A 12,140-nucleotide genomic window follows, 5' to 3' on the forward strand; every position below is an offset into this window, starting at 1 on the left:
CCGCCGGCGTCAGCGCTGAACCACCGGCGGCGTCGTGGTCGATTGCGCGGCGCCCTGGCGGGCCGGCGCGGTTGCAGGTGCCGGAGGACGGGCGGGCGGCTTTTTAGCCGGCGCTGCCGGCCGCGGCGTCGTCGCGGTTGGATTGGTATCGGCCGGTGCTCCGGCCGCCGTCGGCGGCGGCGCGTCCTCCGATGGTTCGACGGTGTCGTTCTGAATCTGCTTTTCCAGCGACCGCAGCTTGGCAACGTTCTTCTGGTGCTGGTCGTAGGTCTCGGTAAAGGCGTGCCCACCCGTTCCGTCTGCCACGAAGAACAGGTCGCGCGTGCGTGCCGGGTTGGCGGCCGCTTCGAGCGAGGCGCGGCCCGGATTGGCGATCGGCCCGGGCGGCAAACCGTCGATCACATAGGTGTTGTAGGGCGACGGCTGCGTAATTTCGGAGCGCTTGATCGGCCGGCCCAGCGTTCCCTTGCCGCCGACCAGGCCATAGATGATCGTCGGATCCGACTGCAGCTTGATCCTTTGCCGCAGGCGATTGGCGAATACCGCCGCCACGCGGCTGCGCTCATCGGCCCGGCCGGTTTCCTTCTCGATGATCGAGGCCAGCGTGATGAGCTGATCCAGCGACCTGACCGGAACGTCCGGGTTGCGGCGCTCCCAGATTTCCGTGAGCACCCGCTTCTGGGTCTGCTGCATGCGCTGGATCACCTGCTCGCGCGTGGTGCCGCGCGGAAACTTGTAGGTTTCGGGCAGCAACGTGCCTTCGCGGGGTATTTCCCGAACCGAGCCGGCGAAGATGTCGTTGTCGAGGAGTCGCGTCACGATTTGTTCGGAGGTCAGACCTTCCGGAATCGTGACGGCATGCTGCACCACCTTGCCTTCGACGATGGTGGCGATGACGTCGCGCAGGCTGGCGCTCTTCTGGAAGGAATATTCGCCGGGCTTGAGGTCGGAGCTCGCCTTCAGCGCAAACACGCCGCCGATGAATACCCAGGGATTGACGTTGATCACGCCTTCGCGCAGCAGCGCGTCGGCGATGTCGCGCTTTCCGGCACGCGAGGGAATGTTGACGATCTTGTCTTCCTTCAGCGGACCGGGCGTTTCCAGGATTTGTCTGCCGTAATAGTACACCGCCCCCACCCCGATCATCAGAATGATCAGGATGGTGAAGATGGCATTGCCGACCACCACGAATGGATTGCGGGCGCGATCCGACCGCTTCGGCGGCGGCGGCACCTGCTCGGGCTCCAACGCAGCGCGCGGGCTTCGTGGTGAAATGGGCGGCCTCTCACTCATCGATGCAACCTGAATCCTGTCGGTTCAATCGCGACTCGGCAATCCGTTGCCCAGCCGATAGCATACGCCCGCATGTAGAAGTCATCGCCGAATGCGGCAAAACGGTGGAGTCGTTCCAAAGACTTGCTAGTCGGCCACGCGCCGAATGATCACGGAGGCGTTGGTCCCCCCGAAACCGAAGGAATTCGACAGCGCGACGTTAATCTCGCGCTTGCGCGCGGTCTGCGGCACCAGATCGATCGCCGTTTGCACCGACGGATTTTCCAAATTGATGGTGGGTGGAGCAATGTTATCGCGAATCGCAAGGATACTGAAAATGGCCTCGATTGCACCGGCAGCGCCGAGCAGGTGCCCGGTCGACGACTTGGTCGATGACATCGACACCTTGGAGGCGGCGTTGCCGAGCAGCCGCTCCACCGCGCCGAGTTCGATCTCGTCGCCGATCTGCGTCGAAGTTCCGTGGGCGTTGATGTAGTCGATATCCGATACCGTGATGCCGGCGCGTTTGATCGCCGCGCTCATGCTGCGGAAACCGCCATCGCCATCCGGCGACGGCGAGGTGATGTGATAGGCGTCGCCCGACAGGCCATAGCCGATCACTTCGCAATAGATTCGCGCACCGCGCTTTTTCGCGTGCTCATATTCCTCGAGCACCACGACGCCGGCGCCTTCGCCCATCACGAATCCGTCGCGGTCCTTGTCGTAGGGCCGCGAGGCCCTTTGCGGCGCGTCGTTGAAGCCGGTCGAGAGCGCGCGCGCCGCGCAGAATCCGGCCATCCCCAGCCGGCAGATCGGCGATTCCGTGCCGCCCGCGACCATCACGTCGGCGTCGCCGAGCGCAATGAGGCGGGCACCATCGCCGATCGCATGCGCGCCGGTCGAACAGGCCGTGACCACGGAATGATTGGGGCCCTTGAGGCCATGCTCGATCGATACATAACCGGAAGCGAGATTGATCAGCCGCCCCGGAATGAAGAACGGCGAAACCCTGCGCGGCCCGCGTTCCTTTAACAGCAGCGACGTCTCGGCGATGCCGGACAGGCCGCCGATCCCCGAACCGATCAGGGTCCCGCTGGCGCATTTGTCTTCTTCGGTCGCCGGATGCCAGTTGGCGTCGTCGAGCGCCTGGCGTGCCGCAGCCATCGCAAAGATGATGAAGTCGTCGACCTTGCGTTGTTCCTTCGGCTCCATCCACTGGTCGGGATTGAAAGTACCATCTGAGCCGTCGCCACGCGGAATCACGCAGGCGATCTGGCTGGCGAGATCGGCGACTTCGAACGTGTCGATCTTCTTGGCGCCGCTCTGACCGTTGATGATACGCGCCCACGTTGTGTCAACGCCGCAGCCGAGCGGCGTAACCATGCCCAGCCCCGTGACGACAACCCGCCTCATGTCAAAACTCCAGCCCGAAACCAATGGCCCAAAACAAGAAACCGGGGGACCGTTTGATGACGGCCCGTCCGGCTCTGTCTCTACCCGCCCGGGACGTCAGCTCTTAGCGTTCTTCTCGAGAAACTTCGTCGCGTCGCCGACGGTCAAAATCGTCTCAGCGGCGTCATCGGGGATTTCACAGCCGAACTCTTCTTCAAATGCCATCACAAGCTCGACGGTGTCGAGGCTGTCGGCGCCGAGGTCGTCGATAAAACTTGCGTTGTCGACAACCTTATCGGGTTCAACACCGAGGTGTTCGACCACAATCTTCTTAACCCGCTCGCCAATCTCACTCATCTTTAACCTCGTGCTTGTTCTATTGGACCCGACCCCAAGACGCTACAGAGACGCTACGAGCTATCGTGGTCGTTAAACTTCCTTCGCTATCGCGCATAGTCTTGATTCGGCCCGGTGGTAGCCGACAAAGCCCCGGCGAACGGCAGGCGTCGCCACGCCAATATACAGGGTTTCAAAATCCTGCAATGGCCTTGTTTGCCCATCCGTCGGGGGTTCGGTTACCATACTTCCCAAGCCTTGACTACAAGCCTCACCCGCCCCGGACAACGGCCTTTGGCCGCAGAGATCGGGGCAATAACTCGCTCAAATCATGGCCATTCCGCCGTTGACGTGAATCGTCTGGCCAGTGACGTAGGCCGCCTCGTTGGAGGCGAGATAGACGGCTGCCGCCGCGATGTCCTCCGGCGTCCCTAGCCGCGCCGCAGGAACCTTCGTCAGGATGGTCTCGCGCTGCTTGTCGTTTAGCGCGTCGGTCATCGGCGTCTTGATAAATCCCGGCGCGATGCAATTGGCGGTCACGTTGCGCTTGGCGTATTCCGCACCCAGCGTCTTGATCAGGCCGATGATTCCGGCCTTCGACGCGGTGTAGTTGGCCTGGCCGGGGTTGCCGGTCACGCCGACGATCGAGGTGATCGCTATGATCCGGCCGAAGCGCTTGCGCATCATCAGTTTGGTTGCGGCGCGGGCAAGACGGAAGGTCGCAGTCAGGTTGACGTTGATGACGTCGTCCCAATCCTCGTCACGCAACTGGACAAACAGATTGTCGCGCGTGATGCCCGCATTGGCGATCAGGATATCGACCTGCCCCATCGCGGCCTCCGCCGCCGGCACCAGCGCCTCGACCTCCGCGCTGTCGGAAAGGTTGCACGGCAGCACGTGGACGCGTTCGCCAAGCCTGCCGGCAAACGAATCCAGCACCTCGCGACGCGTTCCGGAGATCGCCACCGTCGCGCCTTGACCATGCAACGCCTGCGCGATCGCACCGCCGATGCCGCCGGTCGCGCCGGTCACCAGCGCCGTCCTGCCAGTTAAATCGAACATCAGTGTCTCCTTTCGGGAGCTTTTAGGCCGACGCCGCCAATGCGTCCTTCGCGGCGGCAATATCGTTGGGTCCCCCGATCGCCACGCCGACCGCGCCGTCGGCGATCCGCTTGACCAGCCCGCTCAGCACCCTGCCGGCACCGATTTCGAAGAACCGCGTGACGCCATGCGCTGCCATATAGGCCACCGACTCGCGCCAGCGCACGGTGCCAGTGACCTGCTCGATCAGGTGGCGGCGAATCTCGTCGGGATCGGTGATCGGCGCGGCCAGCACGTTCGCCACCAGCGGCGAGGCCGGCGTCTTGATCGTTACACCTGCAAGCGCCTCCGCCATCGCATCGGCGGCGGGCTGCATCAGCTTGCAATGGAATGGCGCGGACACCGGCAGCAGCATTGCACGCTTGGCGCCTTTGGCTTTGGCGATTTCCACGGCGCGGTCGACAGCCGCCTTGTCGCCGGACACCACCACCTGCCCGCCGCCATTGTCGTTGGCGGCCTGACAGACCTGCCCCTGGGCAGCTTCGTTGGCGACGGCCACCGCCGCCTCATAGTCGAGCCCAAGCAGTGCCGCCATCGCGCCGGCGCCGACCGGTACCGCCTTTTGCATTGCAAGACCACGGGTGCGCAGCAGGCGGGCGGTATCGCTGATGCTAAGGCTGCCGGCAGCGGCCAGCGCGGAATATTCGCCAAGCGAATGGCCGGCGACAAAAGCCGCATCCCGTCCGACGGAAAAGCCCGCGTCGGCCTCCAGCACGCGCAGCGTGGCAATCGAAACCGCCATCAGGGCCGGCTGGGCATTTTCAGTGAGCTGGAGGGTTTCGGCCGGGCCATCCCAGATGATCGCGGTCAGCTTTTCGCCGAGCGCCGAATCAACCTCGTCGAACACAGCCCGCGCGGCCGGAAAGGCCTCCGCCAGGGCCTTGCCCATGCCGACCGCCTGGGAACCCTGCCCCGGAAATGTAAATGCAGCCGTCATCCGGTGCTCCCTCGTAAGATTGGGGCCGTAAGACACTGACGCGGGCCGGGATGTCAAGCCGCGGTGCGGTATCGCCGGGCCGCTGCCGGGTCATCAATGGGCCGGAGCGGATCAGCGTTCCTGTAGCGCCAGCCGGATACCCAGAGCGCAGTAGAGACCGCCGATTGCCTTCCCCTGCCATTTCAGAACCGCAGGATTGCGGCGCAGGAAGGTCCCGAGACCTCCGGCGCCTACTGCAAAAACCGCCGTACTGACGAACCCCAATAAAACAAAGATGATCCCCAGAATCGTGAGCTGGAGTATGACCGAACCATTCTCGGGCCGTACGAACTGGGGGAGAAACGCGAGGAAGAAAAGCGCCGTCTTCGGGTTTAGCACCTCCGCCAAAATCGCTTGCCGAAATGCCTTTCCTGCTGAAATCGGCAGTGCGCCGGCCGCAAGATTTGCTGGTGTCCTTTCGAGGACGGCACGGATGCCGAGGTAAACCAGATAGGCCGCGCCGAGGTACTTGATGATGCTGAACAGCATGGCCGAAGCGGCAATGATCGCCGAGATACCGACGATCGCCATAAAGGTGTGAATCATGTCGCCGGCCGCGATTCCGGCGCCCGTGGCGATGCCAACCGGGGCGCCTGAAGTCGTTGCCCGTGCAACCGTGAGAAGCGTCGCGGGGCCCGGAATGAACACAAAGCCAAGCACGACCGCGACATACGTAATCAATGTGGTCGGATCGATCATTCGCTGGCTCCGCTTGGTCGCCGATGGAAGCTACACCACCGTCGATCACCGCACTAGAAGCCGCCCGCCGCCTGGTCGCCACCGACGTCGGCGCCAGCCCGCGCGCGGCGTGCGCTGCTTACCAGCTTGCCGGGCCGGTCCTCGTGGTCGGGCTTGGCGGTCGCAATCCGCAGCACGGCGGCGTAGCTCGGCTCCACCTCCATCCGATCCGCATATCGGCTTTCAGAGAGGATGCGGTGGACGCGCGGCAGGTTGTAGCAGGGCACGTAGAACAACAGATGATGCTCGAGATGGTAGTTGACGTAATATGGTGCGATGAACAACCGCTCGAGAAAACCCGCGCGCGTGGTGCGCGTGTTGCGCAAGGGATCGCTCGAATCGGGAACGACGGCGTGTTCGGCGATGTTGCGAATGCGGGTGATAACCATCTGCCAGGTGAGCAGCGGCAATAGCCACAATAGCGGATAGGCCCACCATATGCCGGCGGCGGTGAGGCCAGCAAACAACACCGCGTTGACTGCAAATTGCGGGCCGAGCTTTTCCCAGAAATGCGCGGCGCGCCGCGCAAGCGGCCATTCCTTTGGGCCAAGCGCATTCAACAATTGCGCCTTGCGCTGCTGATAGCCGGTCTGCCCAGTGATATCGCGGAAGAATTTGCGGCGGTAGCTCATCCTGGTGATCGGGAACGGCGCCGACAAAATCAGATCGGGATCGTCGTCCTGCTGGGTGCGTGCATGATGCTGCAGATGGTAGCGCCGATAGGCGCGGGTCTCGGCGAAGATCGGATAGGCGCAGAACCACTGGCTGAGCGTCAGGTTGATTTTCTCGTCTGCCGACAGGCATCCATGCGCCCCGTCATGCATCAGGATCGCAAGCCCGAGCTGGCGCGAGCCGATGATGCCGACCGCGAGCAGAAAGGTCAGCGGATTGGGCCACCACGCCACCAGCGCAATCGATCCCAGTATCAGCGCCCACGCATGCGCGATCAGGGCTGCACCCTTCCATGTCACGCGCTGGCGTATGGCGACCAGTTGATCCTCGGTCAGAAAGTCGCGGGCACGCATGCGAAGCGCGGTCATGCTGATGTCTCCCCGTCGGGTTCATCGTTGTCGCCAACCAGGCGCAGCCTGGCGCTGTCGGCCGCGGATGCTGTCGTGGCCTGATCGCCCAGCACGCGCAGCATCTCGTTGCACAATTCCTCGGCTGAACGGCCCATGGCGTAGCCCTCCACCATCACGCCGATGGCCAGCGCCCAGAATCGCCGTGAGCTGGCGTCGGGATCGCGCAGGCTTTTCCAGCCGTGCCGCTCGATCTGACCGGCATAGGCGCGCATCCCCTCGCCGTGCAGCCGCTCGATGGTGCGTTCCACCAGCGGCGCGAGATCCTGGCGGCGGCGGGTGAGCGTCAGGGCTTCGGTAAAGAAGGCGACCGAATCCGTCGCCGTGACGGCCTCGACCAGCGCGCGCGTGTAGTCGCGCGGCGTACGGGCCTGCAACGCGGCCTCCTCGGCCGCGCGCGCCACGTACAGCATGTCGCGGCAGGCAGCTTCGACGAACAGGGCTTCCTTGGTGCGGAAGTAGTAGGTGATCTGGCTCGGAAAGGCATCGGCGGCCGCCGCGATGTCCGAGATCGACGCTCCGGCGAGGCCCCGCTCCTTGAACAGCCGGCTGGCGCCATCGAGCAGCCGCGAGCGCATCTGGCGCCCGGCCGTGCGCGTGGCGCGGGCGGCGTGCTTGGGATCGCTGGGCGCTTTTGGCGCTGTCTGGACGGACTTTGGAGCCATCGCTTGCCCTCCGATCCGTTATTTGTATGCCATACAAACAAATAAATCAACCATTCATTGGGCCCACCGCCTCCCGTGCTGACGCCAGGACGCTTTCAAGCCTGCTCAAGAAGCCTTGCCAGCACGCTGAAAATCCTTATAAACCGCGCATCCGTGGATCCCGGCCGGGAGCTGAACGGACGGTCTCAGCAATCTCACCTTTGCAGGCGTTATTGATGTGGCAGGGCCAGTCGGCCCGTCGTCCCGTGCTTCCGCCTTCTGAGCTTATCCCCGAGTCCTTTCCGAAGGCCTCGAAGGGCTTGCCGCCGGGGACCGCGCCAACACTAGGAAAGGACACCCATGCCTCTTTACGAGCATGTTTTTCTCGCGCGCCAGGATGCGAGCACCCAGCAGGTCGAAGAGCTGACCACCCAGATGACGGGCATCGTCGAAGGGCTCGGCGGCAAGGTCACCAAGACCGAGAACTGGGGCGTACGCTCCCTCACCTATCGCATGAACAAGAATCGCAAAGCACATTTCGTGCTGATGAACATCGATGCGCCGTCTGCTGCGGTCACCGAGATCGAGCGGCAGGAGCGGATCTCTGAAGACGTCATCCGCTATCTCACTGTCCGCGTCGAAGAGCACGAGGAAGGTCCCTCGGCGATGATGCGCAAGGCCGATCGTGACCGCGAGCGCGACGATCGCGGCGGCGGTTTCCGCGGCGACCGCGAAGGCGGCTTCCGTGGCGATCGTGAAGGCGGTGGCTTCCGCGGCGACCGTGGCCCGCGCCGTCCGCGTGAAGACGAAGCAGCAGCGGTAGAGGAGTAAGAATCATGGCTGAAGCTGGTGCACGCCGTCCGTTTTTCCGTCGCCGCAAGACCTGCCCGTTCACGGGTCCGAATGCGCCGAAGATCGACTACAAGGATTCCAAGCTGTTGATGCGTTACGTCTCCGAGCGCGGCAAGATCGTGCCGAGCCGCATCACTGCCGTCTCCGCCAAGAAGCAGCGTGAACTCGCGCGCGCCATCAAGCGCTCGCGTTTCCTCGGCCTGCTACCCTACGTCATTCGCTAATGCCTTCGACCGGCGGCGTCCGCGCCGCCGGTCTTATTCTTCAGGCTCCGGTCGCCGATGGTTGGTCGAAACAACCTCTGGCCGCCCATCGAACCCGCAAATTTTTTCTCTCATTTCAATGCATCCGATGCCGCCTGCTCGCATCGTGTACGGCTTTCCGGTACGTCTTTAGTTCTAGTACGTAACTGGTGCGCCCTCCCCCTGATAAATCCTCGCCCGCACCTTGCTACCTAACCGCCGCGGCCCCTGCACATGAAGGGAGCACACCTCGTTGACAATCGCTGCGGCGGGCACGTACGCTGCCCGACAGCAGGACGGATGCCCAATTCCCGGATGCTACGGGCGTCGAAGTTGCCGCCGATCACGTGCGGACACGAGCCCCAATAAGCGGCGCCAACGAGCGCAACCGCCAAAGGGAGTGCAAACGATGTCCGCCCACATCCGTGGTCTACGGCGAATTGTACGTCTGGCCGTTATTTCAGCACTGACCGCCGCTGCAGCAGGCGCAGCCCATGCCCAGAAAACCGATGTCATCTTCAGCGCCGGCCCGACCGGCGGCAGTTGGACGCCGATGGCGGCAGCAGCGTCGCAGGTCGTGAACAAGCGATATCCCGAGCTGAACGTGCAGGTTGAGCCGGGTGCCGCCCTCGTCAACATGGAGAAGATCCGCAACGACAAGGCCGATATCGGCTGGTCGATGACGACCGTCATGGCCGATGCGCAGAAGGGCGAAGGTCAGTTCGCCGGCAAGGCCACCGACAAGGCCCTTTTCGTTGCCAATTTCTATCCCAACGTCTGGCAGTTGGTGGTGCCCGCGAACAGCGACATCAAGAGCGTCAAGGATCTGAAGGGACAGCCGGTGGCGCTGCCGGCACGCGGCAACACCAGCCTGGCGGCCGGCTGGGAGTACCTGCTCAAGGTGAACGGCATGACGCTGAACGACTTGGGCGCGAAGAGCTACGGCCCGGTGTCTTCCAATGCAGAGGCAGTGAAGAACCGGCAGGCGATGGCGGCCGGATGGTTCACCGTGGTGCCGGCATCTTTCGTCCTGGACCTTGGCTCGGCGATGCCGCTGCGGGTGCTTCCGGTCACCGACGAGGAGTTCGCCGCACTGCGCAAACTCAATGCGGGCTTTGTGCGCTACACCATCAAGGCCGGCACCTACAAGGACCAGGGCGTGACCGAGGCCGTTCAAACCTTCCAGTCGCCCACCGTGCTCATTGCGTCCTCCAAGACGTCTCCCGAGGTGATCTACAAGATCACCAAGGCCATTGTCGAAGGGCGGGACGAGTTCGGTAACGTCACCAGCGAAATGAAGGGCGTGAAGGCGTCCGACATGGCTGAGAGCCTGGGCATGCCGTATCACCCCGGCGCGGAGAAATACTACCGCGAAGCTGGATTGCTCAAGCAGTAGAGGGCGTGCCGTGCGCAAACTCTCCGGCTACGCGGGCCTGGTCGTCGGAGTGGTTGCGGTCGCAATGTCCGTGTACCACGTTTACGCGCGACTGACGGTATACGCTCCCGATCAGCAGGCCCTGCTCTACATAACGCTGGCCTTCAGCCTGGTGCTGTCGTTCCTGCTGTGGCCTCGCAGCAAGAACGCAACACTGGGTCGCGTGCCGTGGGAGGATCTCGCTTTGGCAGGTCTTTCGCTCGCGTGCATTGGCTACATGTTCGCGAACTACGACTACATCGTGAACCGTTTTCCCACCGCCGAGTCCCTCACCCGAATGGACATGGCGGTTGGAATTACCGCCACCCTGCTGGTTCTTGAGGCGACACGACGCACAATCGGCGCGTCGCTGCCGATCGTGGCAATTGTGTTCCTGCTCTACGGGTTCGCGGGCCCCTGGCTGTACGGCTGGCTCTATCACAGAGGTCTCAGTCTCGAGATCACCATCGACCAGACCTATTTCACCACGGAGGGAATTTTCGGGGTGCCAATGACGGTGGCCGCGACCTACGTCATTCTTTTCATCATCTTCGGCACGTTCCTCGAGAAATCCGGGGCAGGTCAGTTCTTCATGAACTTCGCGAACGCGATCGCCGGTGGCGCGCGCGGTGGCCCCGGCAAGGTTTCGATCGTCTCGTCCAGCCTGTTCGGTACCATCTCCGGCTCCGCGGTCGCCAATGTCATGGTCGACGGTTGGTTGACGATTCCGATGATGAAGAAGACCGGCTTCAAGCCGGAAGCGGCAGCCGCCATCGAGGCGGTTGCCTCCACGGGCGGGCAGATCATGCCGCCGATCATGGGCGCGGCGGCGTTCGTCATGGCCGAGTTTCAGGGCGTCAGCTACACGCAGGTGATGATCGCGGCGGCGATACCTGCGCTCTTCTACTATGGGGCGCTGTTCGCTGCAGTCCACTTCAACGCCGTGCGCTCGGGACTCAAGGGCTTGCCACGCGAAGAACTGCCCGTCCTGGGCTACATCATGCTGCGCCAGGGGCACCTGTTCCTGCCGGTCATCGTGCTTCTGGCGCTGCTTCTATTCGGCTTCACGCCGACCTATGGCGCGATCATCGCCACTTTCGCGCTGGTCGCCATCTCGTGGCTTCGTCCTTCCACGGCGTTGGGTTGGCGCGCGTGCCTTGAGGGCTTGCGCGACGGGGCGGTGCAAACCGTGCCGGTGGCGATGGCCTGTGCGTCCGCCGGTATCGTGATCGGAATCGTACTGCAAACCGGGCTGGCGCTGCGGTTCACGGCCTTTCTCATCGACTTCACCTATGGCTCATTGCTGCCCGCACTGCTCATCACGATGGTCGCCGGCGTCATTCTCGGCATGGGTATGCCGACCACCCCCGCCTACATCATGCAGGCAGCACTGCTCGTGCCCGCGATCATGAAGCTCGGTGTGGAGCCCATGGCGGCGCACATGTTCGCATTCTACTTCTCCTGCCTGTCGGCAGTGACGCCACCCGTGGCGCTGGCCGTGTATGCTGCGGCGTCAATCGGCGGGGCCGGCCTGTGGGCCTCAGGCCTGCAGGCGATGAAGTTTGCCGCCGCCGGCTTCATCGTGCCGTTCTTCTTTGTCTACAACCCTGCGCTGCTATTCGAGGGCCCATGGCCCGACATCCTTCGCGCGGTGCTGACCGGCACGATCGGAGTGATTGCGCTCGCAGCCAGTCTTGAAGGCTACTTCCTGCGTGTTGCTACGTGGTTCGAGCGGGCGCTGTTCTTTGTGGCCGCAATGCTGCTGATCGACCCCAATGCCATCACCGATGTCATCGGCTTGGGCTTGCTCGCCATCGGCCTGTTGGTGCAGAAGGTACGGACGACACGACGAACGATAGCGCCGGAAACCAGCACGTGACCCGAACACAGTTCGCCGCACTGACGCTTATCGCTGCCGCCCTCCTCGCTGGCACCGTGGCTTTCGGTGTTTTGCGTATCTACGCCTAAGCCGGGCGGGGCGTCACATCACGCCCTACGGCATGGAACGCCGGGAACTCCTGCTGGGCAGCTTCCGCCAAACACCCTTGATCGGGTGAGGCTCCTGATCTAAAAGGCCGCCAGTCACGGCCCCCG

Annotated in this window: 12 protein-coding genes; 4 read left to right on the forward strand and 8 right to left on the reverse strand. The window is 63.2% G+C overall.

The features are described from left to right. Nucleotides 1–9 precede the first annotated feature (9 nt). From mltG to V1278_RS24695, 8 genes are all read right to left on the reverse strand, one after another. Nucleotides 10–1,293, reverse strand: coding sequence for an endolytic transglycosylase MltG (mltG, locus tag V1278_RS24660; RefSeq protein ID WP_334382470.1), 1,284 nt, complete (start codon nt 1,291–1,293; stop codon nt 10–12). 126 nt (nt 1,294–1,419) lie between these two features. After that, nucleotides 1,420–2,685, reverse strand: coding sequence for a beta-ketoacyl-ACP synthase II (gene fabF / locus V1278_RS24665; protein ID WP_334368460.1), 1,266 nt, complete (start codon nt 2,683–2,685; stop codon nt 1,420–1,422). A 96-nt stretch (nt 2,686–2,781) separates the two neighbouring features. After that, on the reverse strand, nt 2,782–3,021 hold the full coding sequence (locus V1278_RS24670; protein ID WP_008969609.1) for an acyl carrier protein: 240 nt from the start codon (nt 3,019–3,021) through the stop codon (nt 2,782–2,784). A 303-nt stretch (nt 3,022–3,324) separates the two neighbouring features. After that, the gene (fabG, locus tag V1278_RS24675) at nt 3,325–4,062 is read right to left on the reverse strand and encodes a 3-oxoacyl-[acyl-carrier-protein] reductase (protein ID WP_334382471.1); all 738 of its coding nucleotides are present in this window, start codon (nt 4,060–4,062) and stop codon (nt 3,325–3,327) included. 22 nt (nt 4,063–4,084) lie between these two features. Next, the gene (fabD, locus tag V1278_RS24680; protein WP_334382472.1) at nt 4,085–5,038 is read right to left on the reverse strand and encodes an ACP S-malonyltransferase; all 954 of its coding nucleotides are present in this window, start codon (nt 5,036–5,038) and stop codon (nt 4,085–4,087) included. A 111-nt stretch (nt 5,039–5,149) separates the two neighbouring features. Further along, nucleotides 5,150–5,776: a LysE family translocator gene (locus tag V1278_RS24685; protein WP_334368456.1), complete on the reverse strand. Its 627-nt coding sequence runs from the start codon at nt 5,774–5,776 to the stop codon at nt 5,150–5,152. A 53-nt stretch (nt 5,777–5,829) separates the two neighbouring features. After that, nucleotides 5,830–6,855: a fatty acid desaturase family protein gene (locus V1278_RS24690; RefSeq protein ID WP_334382473.1), complete on the reverse strand. Its 1,026-nt coding sequence runs from the start codon at nt 6,853–6,855 to the stop codon at nt 5,830–5,832. Then, on the reverse strand, nt 6,852–7,559 hold the full coding sequence (locus V1278_RS24695; protein ID WP_334382474.1) for a TetR/AcrR family transcriptional regulator C-terminal domain-containing protein: 708 nt from the start codon (nt 7,557–7,559) through the stop codon (nt 6,852–6,854). Before V1278_RS24695 ends, V1278_RS24690 begins: the two co-directional genes overlap by 4 nt. 339 nt (nt 7,560–7,898) lie before the next feature. Here V1278_RS24695 and rpsF point away from each other — a divergent pair, with 339 nt between their 5' ends. The 4 genes from rpsF (at nt 7,899) to V1278_RS24715 (ending at nt 11,925) form a co-directional block, all read left to right on the forward strand. Continuing rightward, nucleotides 7,899–8,369, forward strand: coding sequence for a 30S ribosomal protein S6 (gene rpsF / locus V1278_RS24700; RefSeq protein ID WP_028346501.1), 471 nt, complete (start codon nt 7,899–7,901; stop codon nt 8,367–8,369). 5 nt (nt 8,370–8,374) lie between these two features. Further along, on the forward strand, nt 8,375–8,614 hold the full coding sequence (rpsR, locus tag V1278_RS24705; protein WP_002711478.1) for a 30S ribosomal protein S18: 240 nt from the start codon (nt 8,375–8,377) through the stop codon (nt 8,612–8,614). Between the two features lie 427 nt (nt 8,615–9,041). Next, complete coding sequence (locus tag V1278_RS24710) at nt 9,042–10,028, forward strand: TAXI family TRAP transporter solute-binding subunit (protein WP_334368452.1); 987 nt, start codon at nt 9,042–9,044, stop codon at nt 10,026–10,028. A 10-nt stretch (nt 10,029–10,038) separates the two neighbouring features. Then, nucleotides 10,039–11,925 carry a TRAP transporter permease gene (locus V1278_RS24715; protein WP_334382475.1) on the forward strand — a complete coding sequence of 629 codons (1,887 nt, stop codon included), beginning with the start codon at nt 10,039–10,041 and terminating at the stop codon, nt 11,923–11,925. Nucleotides 11,926–12,140: the final 215 nt, after the last annotated feature.

It is taken from the genome of Bradyrhizobium sp. AZCC 1577 (assembly GCF_036924575.1).
GTDB lineage: Bacteria > Pseudomonadota > Alphaproteobacteria > Rhizobiales > Xanthobacteraceae > Bradyrhizobium.

Coding starts and splice junctions, on each gene's coding strand:
- mltG (WP_334382470.1), bottom strand. CDS start 1,293: ATGAGTGAGAGGCCGCCCATTTCACCACGAAGCCCGCGCGCTGCGTTG.
- fabF (WP_334368460.1), bottom strand. CDS start 2,685: ATGAGGCGGGTTGTCGTCACGGGGCTGGGCATGGTTACGCCGCTCGGC.
- V1278_RS24670 (WP_008969609.1), bottom strand. CDS start 3,021: ATGAGTGAGATTGGCGAGCGGGTTAAGAAGATTGTGGTCGAACACCTC.
- fabG (WP_334382471.1), bottom strand. CDS start 4,062: ATGTTCGATTTAACTGGCAGGACGGCGCTGGTGACCGGCGCGACCGGC.
- fabD (WP_334382472.1), bottom strand. CDS start 5,038: ATGACGGCTGCATTTACATTTCCGGGGCAGGGTTCCCAGGCGGTCGGC.
- V1278_RS24685 (WP_334368456.1), bottom strand. CDS start 5,776: ATGATCGATCCGACCACATTGATTACGTATGTCGCGGTCGTGCTTGGC.
- V1278_RS24690 (WP_334382473.1), bottom strand. CDS start 6,855: ATGACCGCGCTTCGCATGCGTGCCCGCGACTTTCTGACCGAGGATCAA.
- V1278_RS24695 (WP_334382474.1), bottom strand. CDS start 7,559: ATGGCTCCAAAGTCCGTCCAGACAGCGCCAAAAGCGCCCAGCGATCCC.
- rpsF (WP_028346501.1), top strand. CDS start 7,899: ATGCCTCTTTACGAGCATGTTTTTCTCGCGCGCCAGGATGCGAGCACC.
- rpsR (WP_002711478.1), top strand. CDS start 8,375: ATGGCTGAAGCTGGTGCACGCCGTCCGTTTTTCCGTCGCCGCAAGACC.
- V1278_RS24710 (WP_334368452.1), top strand. CDS start 9,042: ATGTCCGCCCACATCCGTGGTCTACGGCGAATTGTACGTCTGGCCGTT.